Origin of the sequence: Bdellovibrio sp. HCB209 (genome assembly GCF_047306065.1) — a bacterium.
Taxonomy (GTDB): Bacteria; Bdellovibrionota; Bdellovibrionia; order Bdellovibrionales; family Bdellovibrionaceae; genus Bdellovibrio.
Window position 1 is genome coordinate 274,766 of the sequence record NZ_CP178618.1, and the last position, 14,694, is coordinate 289,459.

19 protein-coding genes are annotated in these 14,694 nt (G+C 44.7%); 10 read left to right on the forward strand and 9 right to left on the reverse strand.

The features are described from left to right. Window positions 1-128: 128 nt before the first annotated feature. Window positions 129-1,556 carry a malectin domain-containing carbohydrate-binding protein gene (locus ACLVWP_RS01430; RefSeq protein ID WP_413559547.1) on the forward strand — a complete coding sequence of 476 codons (1,428 nt, stop codon included), beginning with the start codon at window positions 129-131 and terminating at the stop codon, window positions 1,554-1,556. 42 nt (window positions 1,557-1,598) lie between these two features. On the opposite strand, the gene ACLVWP_RS01435 is transcribed toward ACLVWP_RS01430, so the two are convergent. Next, window positions 1,599-1,997, reverse strand: coding sequence for an SRPBCC domain-containing protein (locus tag ACLVWP_RS01435; RefSeq protein ID WP_413559549.1), 399 nt, complete (start codon window positions 1,995-1,997; stop codon window positions 1,599-1,601). Between the two features lie 145 nt (window positions 1,998-2,142). On the opposite strand from ACLVWP_RS01435, the gene ACLVWP_RS01440 reads away from it, so the two are divergent. The 3 genes from ACLVWP_RS01440 to ACLVWP_RS01450 all read left to right on the forward strand — a co-directional run bounded on the left by ACLVWP_RS01440 (window position 2,143) and on the right by ACLVWP_RS01450 (window position 4,116). Then, entirely contained in the window at window positions 2,143-2,493 is a 351-nt protein-coding gene (locus ACLVWP_RS01440; RefSeq protein WP_413559550.1) for an ArsC/Spx/MgsR family protein, read from the forward strand. Window positions 2,494-2,496: 3 nt separating this feature from the next. Continuing rightward, window positions 2,497-3,045 (forward strand): 3'-5' exonuclease, encoded by a 549-nt coding sequence (locus tag ACLVWP_RS01445; protein WP_413559552.1) that lies wholly within the window; start codon window positions 2,497-2,499, stop codon window positions 3,043-3,045. Window positions 3,046-3,207: 162 nt separating this feature from the next. After that, window positions 3,208-4,116, forward strand: a complete 909-nt coding sequence (locus ACLVWP_RS01450) for a response regulator (RefSeq protein ID WP_413559553.1) — start codon at window positions 3,208-3,210, stop codon at window positions 4,114-4,116. Window positions 4,117-4,122: 6 nt separating this feature from the next. Here ACLVWP_RS01450 and ACLVWP_RS01455 read toward each other — a convergent pair whose 3' ends face one another. Beyond that, entirely contained in the window at window positions 4,123-4,317 is a 195-nt protein-coding gene (locus ACLVWP_RS01455; RefSeq protein WP_413559555.1) for a hypothetical protein, read from the reverse strand. A gap of 72 nt (window positions 4,318-4,389) precedes the next feature. Between ACLVWP_RS01455 and ACLVWP_RS01460 the strand changes: the two genes are divergently transcribed. Then, window positions 4,390-4,905, forward strand: a complete 516-nt coding sequence (locus ACLVWP_RS01460; protein ID WP_413559556.1) for a hypothetical protein — start codon at window positions 4,390-4,392, stop codon at window positions 4,903-4,905. Between the two features lie 27 nt (window positions 4,906-4,932). Here ACLVWP_RS01460 and ACLVWP_RS01465 read toward each other — a convergent pair whose 3' ends face one another. After that, window positions 4,933-5,574 carry a hypothetical protein gene (locus ACLVWP_RS01465; protein ID WP_413559557.1) on the reverse strand — a complete coding sequence of 214 codons (642 nt, stop codon included), beginning with the start codon at window positions 5,572-5,574 and terminating at the stop codon, window positions 4,933-4,935. Window positions 5,575-5,653: 79 nt separating this feature from the next. Here ACLVWP_RS01465 and ACLVWP_RS01470 point away from each other — a divergent pair, with 79 nt between their 5' ends. From ACLVWP_RS01470 to ACLVWP_RS01480, 3 genes are all read left to right on the forward strand, one after another. Further along, the gene (locus ACLVWP_RS01470) at window positions 5,654-6,010 is read left to right on the forward strand and encodes a GFA family protein (RefSeq protein WP_413559559.1); all 357 of its coding nucleotides are present in this window, start codon (window positions 5,654-5,656) and stop codon (window positions 6,008-6,010) included. Window positions 6,011-6,094: 84 nt separating this feature from the next. Continuing rightward, window positions 6,095-6,610 (forward strand): SRPBCC family protein, encoded by a 516-nt coding sequence (locus tag ACLVWP_RS01475; protein ID WP_413559561.1) that lies wholly within the window; start codon window positions 6,095-6,097, stop codon window positions 6,608-6,610. A 134-nt stretch (window positions 6,611-6,744) separates the two neighbouring features. Next, a complete protein-coding gene (locus tag ACLVWP_RS01480) occupies window positions 6,745-7,200 on the forward strand; it encodes a DUF4442 domain-containing protein (protein WP_413561559.1) in 456 nt (151 codons plus the stop codon). Between the two features lie 19 nt (window positions 7,201-7,219). Here ACLVWP_RS01480 and ACLVWP_RS01485 read toward each other — a convergent pair whose 3' ends face one another. From ACLVWP_RS01485 to ACLVWP_RS01495, 3 genes are all read right to left on the reverse strand, one after another. Beyond that, window positions 7,220-8,005 (reverse strand): hypothetical protein, encoded by a 786-nt coding sequence (locus tag ACLVWP_RS01485; protein WP_413559563.1) that lies wholly within the window; start codon window positions 8,003-8,005, stop codon window positions 7,220-7,222. A 141-nt stretch (window positions 8,006-8,146) separates the two neighbouring features. After that, window positions 8,147-9,394 (reverse strand): DEAD/DEAH box helicase, encoded by a 1,248-nt coding sequence (locus tag ACLVWP_RS01490; RefSeq protein WP_413559565.1) that lies wholly within the window; start codon window positions 9,392-9,394, stop codon window positions 8,147-8,149. Window positions 9,395-9,447: 53 nt separating this feature from the next. Next, window positions 9,448-9,852 carry a DoxX family membrane protein gene (locus tag ACLVWP_RS01495; RefSeq protein WP_413559567.1) on the reverse strand — a complete coding sequence of 135 codons (405 nt, stop codon included), beginning with the start codon at window positions 9,850-9,852 and terminating at the stop codon, window positions 9,448-9,450. A gap of 77 nt (window positions 9,853-9,929) precedes the next feature. Here ACLVWP_RS01495 and ACLVWP_RS01500 point away from each other — a divergent pair, with 77 nt between their 5' ends. Next, window positions 9,930-10,895 (forward strand): YeiH family protein, encoded by a 966-nt coding sequence (locus ACLVWP_RS01500; protein WP_413559569.1) that lies wholly within the window; start codon window positions 9,930-9,932, stop codon window positions 10,893-10,895. A 24-nt stretch (window positions 10,896-10,919) separates the two neighbouring features. After that, a complete protein-coding gene (locus ACLVWP_RS01505; RefSeq protein WP_413559571.1) occupies window positions 10,920-11,750 on the forward strand; it encodes an aldo/keto reductase in 831 nt (276 codons plus the stop codon). Between the two features lie 2 nt (window positions 11,751-11,752). Here the strand turns inward: ACLVWP_RS01505 and ACLVWP_RS01510 are convergent, their stop codons facing one another. The 3 genes from ACLVWP_RS01510 to ACLVWP_RS01520 form a co-directional block, all read right to left on the reverse strand. After that, entirely contained in the window at window positions 11,753-12,253 is a 501-nt protein-coding gene (locus ACLVWP_RS01510; RefSeq protein WP_413559573.1) for a hypothetical protein, read from the reverse strand. Beyond that, window positions 12,250-13,359, reverse strand: coding sequence for a 3-oxoacyl-[acyl-carrier-protein] synthase III C-terminal domain-containing protein (locus tag ACLVWP_RS01515; RefSeq protein WP_413559574.1), 1,110 nt, complete (start codon window positions 13,357-13,359; stop codon window positions 12,250-12,252). The genes ACLVWP_RS01510 and ACLVWP_RS01515 overlap by 4 nt, the downstream gene beginning before the upstream one ends. A 73-nt stretch (window positions 13,360-13,432) precedes the next feature. Continuing rightward, complete coding sequence (locus ACLVWP_RS01520; protein WP_413559576.1) at window positions 13,433-14,686, reverse strand: AmpG family muropeptide MFS transporter; 1,254 nt, start codon at window positions 14,684-14,686, stop codon at window positions 13,433-13,435. Window positions 14,687-14,694 lie beyond the last annotated feature (8 nt).

Consider the following 14,694-nt stretch of genomic DNA (forward strand, 5'->3'; position numbering starts at 1 on the left):
TTCGAGAATTTGAATTTGAAACCGGTGCTTACCGCTCTGCGAACTCATGGCGTGAACAAATGTTCGCCACTGCCCCTAACCAGCTGGATCTGAGCTCAAACCTGCTGCCCGCATTTGTGGCGAGTTGTTTGCATTTTCGAAGTGAGATTTCGCCAAACAGATCATACGGGGGCAGTATTATGAAGAAGTCGTTTCAGTTGAAGTCGCGTTCGCAGCTTTTCCTTAAACTGAGCCTGTTAGTGAGCGGATTGGTGACGTCGGCGGCGGCACAAGCTTATGTTGTCGAGCAAGACGTCGAATACGATTCTATCAATGGAACAGATCTCAAGATGGACGTCTTTCGCCCCAGTAAGCCCGGTACGGCTCTGCGCCCGGCGCTGATTTTCGTGCACGGTGGTTGCTACAACAGCGGCAGCAAAGCCTACATTAATAACGATGTGAAGAGCCTCGCGGACGATGGGTTCACCGTTTTCAGTATCAACTACCGATTGGCACAAGTTGCGAAGTACCCAGCGGCACTTGTCGACGTCAAACAAGCCTTGCGATTCATTCGCAAGAATTCAGTACGCTTTCAGGTCGATCCGAACAAGATCGTCGCTCACGGCGAATCGGCTGGTGGCCATCTTGCTTCCATGTTGGGTCTTCAAACAGCACCGGATCGAAATGGTAGAATTGACCAGTACTCGGGCCGAGTCCAACTCGTAGTGGATTGGTTTGGTCGCGCCGATTTCACCCTTACACAAACTACCGGTGAAGATTGCGCTCAGGGTTGGATCGGTCAGCCGCGCAACTCAAAAACTTTGCCGATTTATAAAGAAGCGTCGTTGATGACTCACGTCGATGCGAATTCAGCAGCGTTCTACATCATTCATGGCACGCATGACTTTCAGGTCAATCCGATTCACTCGATAAGCTTTATAAACACTCTTTGGAATAAAGGGCGTGACGCTGAGTTAGTGCTTAACGAAGGGCAAGGCCACGGCTTCGGTTCTCGTGGCATTCCATGGAGCCTTTCACGCCGCCGAATCCTTAAACAATTCGGAATCACTAATCGCGTGGCCGTCAAGAATGCCGCCGGAGCACCGTCTTACGCAATCAATGCCGGCCAACTTGATAAATCACCTAATACCTATGAATTCACTCCCGACAAGTACTTCGTTGGCGGGGCGCCGTTTGACTACGGAAACGTAAGAACAGAAGGCACGGGGAATCAGGAGCTCTATACGACCTCGCGCTACAGCAAGAAATTCAGTTACAAATTGCCGGTTGTAAACTCAGTCTACCGTGTGAGTCTGTACTTTGCCGAAAACTCACCTTCGAAGACCGCGAAGGGAATGCGGGTGTTTGATGTTGCGATGAGCTTCCCGAACGGTTTGTCCACCGTCTCAGTGCCGGTCCTTCCAAAATTCGATGTGTATTCGCTTGCGGGACCAAACAACGTGATCCGTCGCTACGTGAATGTCATCAGCAAATCTCCGAATCTCAGTATCGACTTCCAGGGACAAACCGGTGACGCCTTTATCAACGCGTTCTCGGTCTATCAAACTGGCTACTAAGGATGGATAGATCGCGGAGCCTGATAGCGTTCCGCGATTTTTTTACTTTTGTTTTTCGAGGTACTTTTTAATCGGGTCCCAGTTGTATTTGCGCCATCCTATTTCGATGGATGGAATCATTTGTTTGGGGACGCCTCGATGGATCAAGATCAGCTCTGTGCCATTCTTGGCAGTCGGTTTTAAATTGAAAGTGGCCATGGAGAATATGCCTTCAGGAAAGCTATGTCCTCTCCAGGCTTGGACAATTCTTTTACCGCGAACAAGCTCCACGATGATGCCAGTCGCTTGTCCGCCATAAACTGAAAACGGAGCTCCAGCCTTTTTCCCGATGGAGGCTTTCTTGCCAGTTATGGCTGCATACTTTTTGGAATCGGCGAGCAAGCTGTAAATCACATCCGGAGGGGCATTGAAATGAACCTTCTGTTTTATTGTTTTACACACGTTAGACCTCCAGATCCCATTATATCTCCGGTCGCGAGAAATTTGGAATCGATTAGGTCTAGTTACATAAAACGATACTTCAGCAGGCGACTTATTAACGAATCATCTTATTGCCAACGTCCAAGTTCCCGTTATAAAAACCTGTATGTCTTTATGGAAACTCTATCACAATCCCAAATGCAGTAAAAGTCGTGAGGCTTTGAGCTTTTTAGAAGCCCAAGAAGTAGAGTTTCAGATTGTCGAATATATCAAAGATCCACTTTCCTTCGAACAACTTACCGAGATTGCGGCGCAGTTGAATGGCCCGGTATCGTCTCTAGTTCGAGCTAATGAAGCAGATTTTGTAAATGCTCCATTTGACGTAAACTCCGTAAACGAAGTGGCTAAGGCGCTTTCTGAAAAGCCCCATTTGATGGAGAGACCCATTTTGCAGGGCAAAGGCATGGCCGTCATCGGTCGTCCTTTAGAAAACATCCAAGAATTATTGAAAAGATAGTCCATGAACCAACCAGTATTTAAATTTCTATCATTCCCTGGAAAAATTCATCTGATTCACACGGATCATGAGCTTCAGGCAATTGCGGGGGCGTTCGAATCAATCAAGGAATTTGGTTTCGATACGGAGACTCGCCCAGCTTTTAAAAAGGGTGAGTCTCATCCAGTGGCTTTGTTGCAGTTAGCGACAGATACAGACGCCTACATTATTCGAATGAAGCACATTAAGCATTTCGAGTTGCTTAAAACTATTTTTGAAAATCCAGAAGTGATCAAAGTAGGAGCTGCGATCAGAGATGATCTGAAGCAATTGCAGAAGAAATTCCATTTTACTCCGCATGGTTTTATCGAGCTACAAACCGTGGCTAAGAATAAGAATCTAAAAAATATTGGCCTAAAAGGTATGACCGAAGAGGTTCTTGAAGCCACAATCACCAAGGGTCCCAAAACAACAAACTGGGAAGCCCAAGAACTCACTGACCGACAAATTATGTATGCCGCAACAGATGCATGGATCGGTCTGAAGCTTTACCAAAAGCTCACTCAGGAGTAGCGCTAGCGTTTCATTTGGTAGACTCATTTTTCCGTCTCATTCCGAGAATGCGAGCACACACCAGCGGTGGATTCTTGCTCGACTTTAATCGCCAGCGCTTTAGTTCACGCCCTAGAAGTTCGATAAGTTGTAAAGAAATTTTATTCTTATCTCGGAGCGTGAATGTCCCTAAAACAACCTCTTCAACTACTGCATGTTGATGACTCAGCAATCCTGCGCAAGACAATTGGGCGTGGATTAGAGGCATTTAAAGAGCATTATGAGCTGACCCAAGCGGGCTCCGTTGATGAGGCGCTGGCTTTGCTCTCTTCAGGTAAAAAATTTGATCTGATTCTGACGGATTGGTTGATGGCGGGTAAAAGCGGTATCGACTTACTGTGCATGTTAAAGTGCGATCCTTCCTATCATCATTTGCCAGTATTCTTTTTAACTTCAGAGTATGAAAGCTCAAGCCTAATCACCGCAGTTACTCATGGTGCTTCGGGAATTTTAAAAAAGCCAACTACGGGGCCTGAGATCCATGCATACCTTCAAAAGAAGAGTGCAGTGATCGAAGAATCGCAAAGCTTTAAAGAAGAATACTTCTGCAAAGAGGCGATCGAATTATTGGGTCAAATTCATATGCTACTTCCGTTCAAAGATGCGGAAGATTTGTCGGCATGTGCCCAGTACATTCATAAGTTCAAAGAGATCGCAGGCTCGTCCAAATGGCCATTGCTTGCGGATTACTGCCAGCGCATTGAAGATGTGATTCAGTTAACAATCAAAAACGAAGTCGAAATGCTGTCGCCACTAACGGGTCTTGTGATGGAGTATCACTCTTTCATGAGAGACCAAGTAAGTGAGTTGGTAAGTCATCTACCTCATCAGTTGTTGACGGAAGAAATCGAAAAGAATCTTAAGAACTACCGCACAAGTTTGGATGCGGGTTGGTTCGGTCATAAAGACCACGCGGCTGGTGGACATGTTGTGTTGCCACTTAATGTGGTGACGGATCTGCAGAAGCATCTTTCGCCAGAGGGACTTGAGATCTTAAAGAGTTACCTAAATGCGAAAAAGCAAGCAAGCTAATCGGGGTTAGTGTTTGCCGTCGGCTTCTTCCATTTTTCTTAGAACAACTTGAATAGTTTCAAAATCTACTCCAGCTTTCTTCATCAATGATTTGGCTTTGCCAAGGTCATCGGAATCAATGGCTTCAAAGAAGGCATCGACCTTATTAATCTCTGCTAGCTTCTCAAGGACTTCAGTTCCTTCAAAATCTTTTTCATCCATCGCGACCTCTCTGTAATGAGAATACTAAAAGTTTTTAGTTGTACAAAGTATTTTGCGTGTCAGAATTAATATATGAAAACATTGAAGCATTACCTGACATCTTTGGTATTTTTGGGCATTGGATTTGTTTCTCAGAATGCATTGGCAGAGGGCAGTTTTGCGAAAATGACATTCGCATACTCAAGTCATGAATCTACTGATGCAGGGACTTCTTCGAAAACCTCTCGTCTGCTCTACGATATCGGAGCTTACTATAAGTTCCAAGGCGGCGGTTGGGTATTGGGTGCTCTTTATCAGAATGATGCCTATACTTCGACAGACACTCAAAATCGCACGTCATATGGAGTGAGCGGTGGTTACATGACTCCGCGAGAGTCAGGTGTGTACTTCCTGGGAACATACTTCATTTCTTCAAAACTCGGCGATACCTATACCGAAGGAACTGGATATCAAATTGATCTAGGCTATAAGTTTCCGACTAAGATTCCAGTGGTTTTGCAAATTAGCTACAAAATGTATGACTATTCCAAATTTGATCACAAAGATACTTACATCGACCCTCAATTTGGTTTCATGATCATGTTCTAAAAGAAAAGGCCTCCTAGGAGGCCTTTTTTATTTCTTAGCAGTCTTGTGCTCATCCTTGATTTGGCGAAGCTTGAATTCCATCTTAGGAAAAATTAAACCTCCACCGAATCCCACCTTCAAGGCCACGTGAAAAATATCGTGGGATCTGTTCTTAGCCGGCATCCACGAACCCTCTGCACCCAAGAAAGCATCGGCAACAACGCCGACGCCGCGACCATAAAGTCCGCCATTCAGCTCATCGACAGAAACCCCATTCGGGATAAATGTGAACATCCATTTATAGGCAATTTCAAACTTCAGGCCGCCGTTGTGGAAATCGCAGAGGAATAACTCGGGAATTCTAACGATTTCTTTGGTCGCTGGATCAATCAAAGCAGCATCAAAGAGCCAAGTGTCGTGGTCAAAAAGAAAAGCACCGTTCATTCCATCCGCATAAAGATATCCTTGAATTGGAATTTTTTGATCAGGGCGTACGTTGAACTGTTGAGTAAGTGTTTGAATTAAAGACTCAATTTGCTCGTCACTTAAGGAAGTATTCTTTTTGATCGATTGAACAAGCTTGTCTTTAGGAATTCCAGCATCGTTGTCATAGCTAACAGCGAAACTGTTGATTGAAATTAAAAAGCTAACCAGAACTATGACAAATTGAAAAAGACCCTTTTTGTTCATATCAAATCCTTATTAAAAGAATCATAGCCTTGTAAACAGGACTCGTTAAGAACATAATTTAGTTTTAGGAGTTAAGGATATGCAAAAACACATCGGAAGTTGCCACTGCGGCGAAGTTAAGTATGAGGTATCAGGAAATTTTGACGAGGCTATGAGCTGCAACTGTTCTATGTGCAGAAGAAAAGGCACTCTTTTGGCATTTGTTCCTCAGGGTAACTTTAAGCTTCTTTCGGGTGGCGAGGAACTGGTCGACTACCAATTTGGCAAAAAGAACATTCACCATACTTTCTGTGGTGAGTGTGGAGTAACGCCTTTTGCTCACGGTACGGCCCCTAATGGCGATAAGATGGTTGCGATCAATGTGCGCTGTTTGGAAGATGTTGATTTAGAGGCAATCAAGATTACGAAAGTTGATGGTAAGTCATTCCCAATCTAAGTACTGGTATTTGATTTCCATCAGATCATTTTGAATCTCTTGAAATCTTTCCGTCCACTGCTTTGAATAGAGTTTTGAGGTTTTATGAAGAAACGATTCGAAACTCTGCTGGTGGTACTTTCTTTAGGGATGGCAATTCCATCCCTCGCGCAAATTAAAATGTTCAAATCGGTTGCCAAGCCGACAAAGGGAATTATGGTAACTTATCCAGCGAAGCCTCTGAGCATTTCTATTAATCGTAATGTCAACGATGTCTATTCGTTTATGTCGAATCCAGAAAACATGCCACTTTGGGCTGCGGGATTAAGTAAAGCAAAAATGGAAAAGTCTGGAGATGAATGGATTGCCCAATCTCCGATGGGAAAAGTAAAGGTGCGTTTTGCCGAAAAGAACAAGTTTGGCGTTGTCGATCACGACGTGACGTTGCCATCTGGTGAAGTGAATCACAATCCACTCAGAGCGGTAAGGAACGGGGATGGAACAGAGGTTACCTTTACGCTGTATCGTCTTCCTCGAATGACAGATATCGATTTTGAAAATGACTCGAAAGCTGTCCAGAAAGATCTCGAACAGCTTAAGAGAGTGTTAGAAAATAAGTAGTTACGATCCGCCACGTGTGTTCAGCGCCCCATCCTCAAAAAAATCCTTGTTGAAGATGAGAAACTCAGGGGATGATTTAATTTAGCACGAGGTAAATTGTGATTACAGCATTCATTCGGAATATGGGCGCCAAAATGCCAAGCAGTGTGGTTCGAGTCTTGATCAGCCTGTGGGCTCCATATCTTGGTGCGGGAATTAAGATACTCGAAATATCTCCGGACTATCGCTATATCAAAGTTTGCTTGAAACAAGCATGGTACAACCGCAATTACGTCGGTACGCAGTTCGGTGGGTCTTTATATGCGATGACAGATCCATTCTATATGTTGATGTTCATCAACAATTTGGGCCACGATTATTATGTCTGGGATAAAGGTGCCACAATTGATTTTGTTAGCCCCGGAAAAACTAAAGTCACAGCGGAGTTCCGCATTGATCAGGCTATCATCGATAAGGTTTTGCAGGAGACAGCTTCGGGAGAGAAGTATATTTTTGATCTTCCAGTCACTGTAATCGATGCCAACGGACAAACAGTGGCAACGGTTTTAAAAAAGATCTACGTCAGAAAAAAGAAAAAGGATAACGCTTAATCGTTATCCTTTTGAAAATCTAGAATGAAATCTGAAAGCGAACATCGATGTTGCTTGGGAGGGCTCCGGGAGCCGCGCTGACTCTGTCGGTGGCATCAAGGGTTTCTTTAGCCGAGTAAGTGTCATAGGCGCCTTTAAGTAAACTTGCGACAACTCCAGATGCGACACCGATCCAATATGCTTGTTTTTTACTGATATTAAAGTTGTGGTAGGCAAGGGCTGCGCCAGAAACAGCGACTAAACTTCCCGCAACGGAGTTAATGATCTTGCTGCCGTTTTCGGCGTGTTCGTCATTTCTGGATAGCAAGCCATCAATTAGAGTTCCGGCGCCAACTTCCAGCAAGATTTCGCTAGAGCTATCTTCCTTCACATTGATGCGTTTTGTGGATTTTTCGGTAAAACGAAGAATCTGCAAATCGACGATAATATTGCGCTCATCTAAAGTTGCGATGAATTGCACTGTATTCGGTTTTGTAGAAAAATCGTCCTTATCATCACATTGAAAATTCAGAATCGTCAGGTCCCCAGTTTTTTCAACGATCAAGGACTTCGCATAGCGATCATTGCGCACACTTGGTACACAGGCTCTTACAAAAAGCTGATAAGCCGCAATAGCGGTCGAGGGAACATCTTGGCGAGTAATGTGAAGCTTACCAGTCGTTAACTGAAGCGCGCGATCCATTGTCATGGATTGCTTCGTGTATTCCTGATTGGGGGCTATATAGACATTGGGAGCAGCATTGGCAGATGTTGCCAGCATTGAAGTGCCCACCAACGAAAGCGCAACTAAGGCTTTAAGAATCATTCCGCGTCCCCCTAAAGATATGGAAAACTCATAGCTAATCCTATGCCATATGTAGGGAGGTATCAGAGGGATTTGAGGGGGTTAGGTCTGAAAATAGGTGAAAGCGCTGTCCAAATTTTGGTCAGCGCTTTTGACAGAAATTTATTTCTTTTTCCACTTAGCTTTGCGTGGATTCGAGAACAAATCCTCGCTATCCAACAAGGCTTGAAGGCTTTGATCGATGCTTGAAGTTTCAGGTTGTGAAGCGATGATCTTATAATCAGCTTTATTAACCTTCATAACTTGTACGGGCTTATTTAACATAGCCTCGATATCAGCAAGCAGTTCTTTTTCTTCAGTTGCGCAGAATGAAACAGCGATACCTTTGTTGAAACCACGACCAGTACGACCGATACGGTGAACGTAGTTTTCTGGTTTTTCTGGCAAGTCGTAGTTAATCACATGAGTGACATCTGGAATGTCGATACCACGGGCGCTAACGTCAGTGGCGATCATGATTTTGCAGTCACCCTTACGGAATGTATTTAGAACTTCCGCACGGTCTGTTTGATCTTTTTCACCATGCAAAGTGATGGATGCGATGTTTACACGTTCTAAAGCTTTAGCAACGCGCTCAGCACGCACACGTGTTCGTACAAAGACGATAAACTTACCATCGGTATTTTGGTTGATGTATTCAGCCAAGAAGAAACGTTTGTCATCCATTTCAACGAACATCACAAAGTGCTGTACGTTTTTTGAAACGGGATCTTCCGGAGAAATCTCAATGCGGATCGCACTGGAGCGAACTTGAGAGTAAGCCAACTTTTTGATTTCTGGATTGATCGTCGCAGAAAAGAACAACGTCTGATGACGGTGGTTCATTTTGCGTTTGATATCAGTGATGTCATCAATGAAACCTAGATCAAGCATTTGATCCGCCTCATCCAAAACTAGGTATTGGATGAAGTTCAAATTGATGAAGCCTTGAGCGTGAAGGTCAAACATACGGCCTGGTGTTGCGATCAACACGTCGATGCCGTCGCCCAATTTTTTAATTTGAGCATCTTGTTCGATACCACCGAACAAAGCGAAAGGTTTTACTTTCGTGTGTTTGCAAAGTTTGTTGAAGACTTCGCCGATTTGCTGAGCCAACTCGCGAGTAGGCACCATCACCAAACATTTGATGCCGACAGCACGCTTACTGGATTTTTCAGCGTGGATCATGTCGATGATTGGAATTGCGAATGCCGCAGTTTTACCTGTTCCCGTTTGGGCAATTGCCAAAACGTCTTCGCCCTTCAAGATGGAAGGAATGGCTTTAAACTGAATATCAGTCGTACGGAAGTAGCCGCTATCGTTGAGGTTGCGAAGAAGGTCCTCGGAGAGGTGGAATTTTTCAAATTTCATGGCAGACCTCTATCACGGAGAGGTCCACCATGTCCAACTTGCTGAATTATTTACTATTTTTTATGAAATAGAGCCTTAATTTTAGGCGAGTAGGGAGAGAAGAAAGACAGGTAAATCATCAGAACGCCTAGGATTAGAGCGACCGGCAATCCACTTGGAGCCAGGAATGCATGGACTAGGAAAATATTCAGAACAACCGGCGCCAGGATCACTAGGCAAAGAGGCACCCACCAGCCCATGATAATCAATAGGCCGCAGATGGTTTCGGTGATTTTCAAGAAAGGCATAAAGTAAACCGAAGCCATGAGCCCTTGGAAGTACGTCAGCATCGCTGGCGACATTCCATCAATTGGTGGAGGTGGCAAAAGGTTCATCTGCTGCAACAGGCTCGCAACCCCAGAAGCGAAGAACACCAAACCGAAAAGTACACGTGCAATCAATGGCAATTTAGCTTTCATATAAAATCCCCTTTTAAATATTGGAGCTTAACTTTAATTTAGGAGCAAGAATCATTTTTTTACGCTACTGTGATTGGATGAACATACAAAGAATCCAATATCTAGCATCGATGACTCTTATTCCTTTGATCGCCGTCGTCAGTTTCGCGGTTCCACTTTCCTCAGCCCTTGCCTTGGTGCTGGGATTGGTTATCGCGGTGACAGTCGGTAATCCCTATATCGCAAAAACTCGCAAGCTCACTTCCAACTTACTGAGCATCGCCGTGATCGGCTTGGGTGCGGGTATGGATTTGAACGTCGTCGGCAGAGTCGGGGCTCAGGGTGTGGGCTATACGGTACTTGGGATTTCTCTGACTTTGATCGTTGGGTATATCTTAGGAAAAATTCTTAAAACTGAAAGAGACACTTCGATTCTGATCTCAGCCGGAACGGCGATTTGCGGAGGCAGTGCTATTGCGGCGGTGTCGTCTTCGATCAAAGCAAAACCTCACGAGATTTCAGTTTCTTTGGGTGTGGTGTTTTTGCTAAATGCTTTGGCGTTGATCGTTTTCCCATTTGTGGGTCATCACTTCAATTTGACAGAGGGGCAATTTGGTCTGTGGAGTGCCTTGGCGATTCATGACACAAGCTCTGTTGTAGGTTCTACTTTGCAATATGGTCCGCATGCTTTGGAAGTTGGAACAACAGTTAAACTTGCCAGAGCGTTGTGGATTGTTCCGGTGACGTTGTTTTTTGGTTATCTGACTTCACGCAAGCAAGAATCATCAGCGGGCAAAACTAAATTCCCGTGGTTCATTCTTGGTTTTTTACTAGCAGCTGCTCTAGTTACTTGGATTCCTCAGCTTCAAGAACCAGGAAAATTCGTGAACGACCTTGCCAAGCGACTTTTAGTGGTCACTTTGTTTTTGATCGGCGCTAATCTGACTCGCGACACATTACGCAGTGTCGGCGTGCGACCTTTGATTCAAGGTGTTTTACTATGGATCATCGTTGGCAGCATCACTTTGGGAGCCATCCTTTGGGGTTGGATCACGCTGGCGTAAAAACATAATGCAGAAGGAATCACTATGAACACTCAAGCTTCAGTTACACTTAGAGACAATACGAAAATGCCACAACTTGGTTTCGGAGTTTGGCAGGTATCGGATGATGGAGCTGAAGCAGCGGTGAGTGAGGCCTTTAAGGTTGGCTATCGTTCCATCGATACAGCGGCCATCTATCGCAATGAAGCGGGTGTAGGTCGTGCGATTAAAAATAGCGGACTGGCTCGTAACGACATGTACATCACGACCAAGCTTTGGAATGAAGATCAAGGTTATGACAAAGCGATGAAGGCCGTGGATTCCAGTTTAAAAAAATTGGGAATTGAGCAAGTGGACCTCTATCTTGTGCACTGGCCCTCTCCACAGCGTGGTCTTTACATGGAAACATGGAAGGCAATGGTAGAAATCAAAAAGCAAGGTAAGGCAAAATCCATCGGTGTTTCGAACTTTATGCCTGAACACCTAACTCGTATTATCGATGCGACAGGTGAAGTGCCAGTCTTAAATCAAATCGAACTTCATCCAAACTTTCAGCAAAAAGAACTGAGAGAGTTTCATGCAAAACACGGAATTTTCACAGAGTGCTGGAGTCCGTTGGGTCAAGGTAAAGCGATCAATAGCAATGCGATTAAAGAAATCGCAGATAAGCATGGTAAAACTCCGGCGCAAGTGATCCTTCGTTGGCATTTGCAGAATAACTTTATCGTGATTCCAAAATCAGTTACTCCGTCTCGTATCAAAGAAAACTTTGAAGTGAATGACTTTAAACTTGGTGCAGATGATATGGCAAAAATTGAAAAGTTAGATGCCAAAGACGGTCGTATTGGTCCAAACCCAATGACCGCTGAGTTCTAGGATTATTCTCCGAAGTATTCATAAAGCTCGTCCTCAGTGTGGCGAGTGTAAAGAGCGGCTTTGCGCCGCTCTTGTAGTTTGTATTCAATGAAGTTCCAATAAACGATCTGATAGATAAAAAAGATCACAATCCCAACGGATGCTAACAAGAATAGATTCTGGTTCTGTTCCCATTCGTAGTATGCCGAAAAAAGTAAAATGGGATGCACCACGAATAGTAAAGCATGCAGCCACATTTCAGCGGCGGAGCAGTGCTTGCGATGAACCCACTCGTCCTTGGTGATAAAGAAACAAGAAAAGATCGCAAGCGAACAGTATATGATTTCATTAAGTGGCGTTCGCGGTGCGAGGCCAATAAAGAACAAGCAAGCAAGAACTGTCGCCGTATCCATGGGATGACCAATTCTTTCCCAACGGGGCAAGCCGCGTTTATGGTGATAAAAGAATTCATCAACCATAATCACCACAGCTTGAAAACCAGCGGCGACTAAGAAAGCACTCATAGTTTCTCCATCAGCCCTGCGCATACGGTCAGGCCGGGGCCAAAGGCAAAGCTCACAACGGGTGTTCCTGCGGTAATTGCATCATCTTTGCTAATGGCGTCCCACACATGAGGCAGTGTCGCTGATGACATATTTCCTCGGCGACGTAAAAGATTTCGACTGGCATCAACTTGTAAGTCGCGCAATTCTAAGTGATGTGCAATTTGATCGATGATCTTAGGTCCCCCTGGATGAACCGCAAAGATAGCATTTTTTTGGATGTGATTAAGATCGAATCCACGTTTCTCAAGCCAGCGCGTGGTGAACTCTGTGATTTTAGCTCCGACCATAAAGGGAACGTCTTTAGATAAAGTCATTTTCATTCCCCAATCAGAAACCATCCACTCCATGGCGTCAGCCGTGTCGGGAATGATTTCTTCGTAAAGGGAAAGCATCTTAAATCCCGATGGGGGTGCTTCGTGACTCATGCGATAGGCGATGCATCCATCAGCGAACAGGCTTTGAATCACCATTTGCTCTAAGGTTGGATCTTCGGGGTTCATGTGTAGGCTGCAAAGTTCAGTGTGAACTAGATCTACGGAATGTTTATCACCTAAAATTTCTTGGTTTGCCAAAAATCCAGATGCCATTCGCAAAGCTGGAAAAGCTCCATAACATCCCATGTGATAGGAATGAGTGACAGTCACCGGCTTAGAAGATTTCAAAGCGACAAGTTGTGCGGCACTGGGCGAAACATATCCGGTGCAGCTGACATGAATCATGTCGTCGGGATAGGTGCGAGATGCATAGATCTGTTCAAACAGTTCCCGCACCGTTTTGTGATAGAACTCATGGCGGTGATGCATGCTAACACCGCGTCTGCTGATGGAGAGTGGATATATTTTGTTATCTTCCCAATTTTTTTGAGAAACATCGGGCACGAAGAAGTATCTTTGATTGATCTGTTGTTCTGAACATCCCACACGATGAAGCAGTTTTAAATACTCTTCCTTCGTGTGTGTTTGTTCTTTTTGTGCCAAATGATGAGCCGTTGAAAGCCAATCTAGGCAGTCGTTTTGAGAAACCTGATAAGGAGGCTCAATCGAGTGAAAGTTTCCGATATACATGCCCCCATGCTAAGGGGGGCAGAGAATGTGGAGTAGATCCAGTGTAAACATACACCGAACAATCGAATGATGTTTATGAATCGAGTGCTTGATCTGTGTGATACTTTTTCATTCCGATGAGCATCAGCAATCCTGGAATTGCAATGAGCGCACAAATGTAGAAAAAGTTTGCCCAACCGAATTGTTTAACGATATCGCCAGCAAATCCGGAAAAGAACGTGCGGCCAAGAGTTGCAACACTCGAAAGGATTGCATACTGAGTCGCGGTGTATTTCTTGTTAGTCAGTGCCGCCATGAATGCAACAAAGGCAGAAGTTGCCATCCCTGTGCTGATGTCTTCAAGAACAATAACAGCTGCGAATGGAACTAGCTGACTGCCAGTGTATGTAAGAATCGCGAAAGCTGCCGTGGAAACTGCCTGCAAAATACCAAAGACCCAAAGCGAGCGATAAATACCGATGTAGAAAATCGCGATCCCGCCCAGGAACATGCCAATCAAAGATGAAGCGAAACCAAAAGTCTTAGCGATCAAACCAATGTCAGCGTTTGAGAATCCCATCTCAACATAGAATGGATTCAGCAGAGATCCAGCTAGAGCATCACCGATTTTAAACAACAGAACGAAGGAAAGAATGTATCCAGCGCCAGGTCTTTTTAAGAACTCAGCGAAAGGATCGACAACTGCTTGCAGCAGTGTTTTCGGTGGAGGTGTATCGAGCTTTGGCTCTGGAGCAAACAGGGTCGTAATTAAACCGACAGCCATGAAGCCTGCCATCATGAAATACAACTGTCCCCAAGTGATCGGCCAGAAGCTAGAACCCACAAGGCCGATACCGGCACCGCCAGAAATCAACATCGCAATTCGATAGCCATAAATGTTAAGAGACGAACCCAGTCCAAGTTCTTCATTTGAAAGAAGCTCGCGGCGATAAGCATCGATCGCAATATCTTGGGTTGCACTAAAGAATGCAACAAGTACGGCCATCGCCGCCATGACACTTAGATTTTCCAAAGGATTCAACGTACCCAAGTATAGCAGGCAACCCATCAAGGCTACTTGTGTGACAATCATCCACGAGCGACGACGTCCTGCCTTGAAGAGTGTGTAACGATCCAACAAAGGCGACCAGATGAATTTCAGAGAATAAGCGATACCAACCCAACTAAAATAGCCAATGGTGCCGATGTCCACATGCTCACGAGAAAGCCATGTTTTCAGTGTTCCGCCCGTAAGGGCTAGTGGCAAACCACTGGAGAACCCCAAAAGCAGGATGATAAGCATGTTTTTACTGAATAACTCTTTAAGTAGATTTCTCTTAGCTGTCATTACTCTGC

Excerpts from the sequence above, each read along its gene's own strand:
- ACLVWP_RS01440 (WP_413559550.1), top strand. The coding sequence starts at position 2,143 with ATGTCTTTATGGAAACTCTATCACAATCCCAAATGCAGTAAAAGTCGT.
- ACLVWP_RS01470 (WP_413559559.1), top strand. The coding sequence starts at position 5,654 with ATGCAAAAACACATCGGAAGTTGCCACTGCGGCGAAGTTAAGTATGAG.
- ACLVWP_RS01465 (WP_413559557.1), bottom strand. The coding sequence starts at position 5,574 with ATGAACAAAAAGGGTCTTTTTCAATTTGTCATAGTTCTGGTTAGCTTT.
- ACLVWP_RS01445 (WP_413559552.1), top strand. The coding sequence starts at position 2,497 with ATGAACCAACCAGTATTTAAATTTCTATCATTCCCTGGAAAAATTCAT.
- ACLVWP_RS01450 (WP_413559553.1), top strand. The coding sequence starts at position 3,208 with ATGTCCCTAAAACAACCTCTTCAACTACTGCATGTTGATGACTCAGCA.
- ACLVWP_RS01485 (WP_413559563.1), bottom strand. The coding sequence starts at position 8,005 with ATGATTCTTAAAGCCTTAGTTGCGCTTTCGTTGGTGGGCACTTCAATG.
- ACLVWP_RS01455 (WP_413559555.1), bottom strand. The coding sequence starts at position 4,317 with ATGGATGAAAAAGATTTTGAAGGAACTGAAGTCCTTGAGAAGCTAGCA.
- ACLVWP_RS01515 (WP_413559574.1), bottom strand. The coding sequence starts at position 13,359 with ATGTATATCGGAAACTTTCACTCGATTGAGCCTCCTTATCAGGTTTCT.
- ACLVWP_RS01490 (WP_413559565.1), bottom strand. The coding sequence starts at position 9,394 with ATGAAATTTGAAAAATTCCACCTCTCCGAGGACCTTCTTCGCAACCTC.
- ACLVWP_RS01475 (WP_413559561.1), top strand. The coding sequence starts at position 6,095 with ATGAAGAAACGATTCGAAACTCTGCTGGTGGTACTTTCTTTAGGGATG.
- ACLVWP_RS01495 (WP_413559567.1), bottom strand. The coding sequence starts at position 9,852 with ATGAAAGCTAAATTGCCATTGATTGCACGTGTACTTTTCGGTTTGGTG.
- ACLVWP_RS01520 (WP_413559576.1), bottom strand. The coding sequence starts at position 14,686 with ATGACAGCTAAGAGAAATCTACTTAAAGAGTTATTCAGTAAAAACATG.
- ACLVWP_RS01510 (WP_413559573.1), bottom strand. The coding sequence starts at position 12,253 with ATGAGTGCTTTCTTAGTCGCCGCTGGTTTTCAAGCTGTGGTGATTATG.
- ACLVWP_RS01480 (WP_413561559.1), top strand. The coding sequence starts at position 6,745 with ATGCCAAGCAGTGTGGTTCGAGTCTTGATCAGCCTGTGGGCTCCATAT.
- ACLVWP_RS01505 (WP_413559571.1), top strand. The coding sequence starts at position 10,920 with ATGAACACTCAAGCTTCAGTTACACTTAGAGACAATACGAAAATGCCA.
- ACLVWP_RS01460 (WP_413559556.1), top strand. The coding sequence starts at position 4,390 with ATGAAAACATTGAAGCATTACCTGACATCTTTGGTATTTTTGGGCATT.
- ACLVWP_RS01500 (WP_413559569.1), top strand. The coding sequence starts at position 9,930 with ATGAACATACAAAGAATCCAATATCTAGCATCGATGACTCTTATTCCT.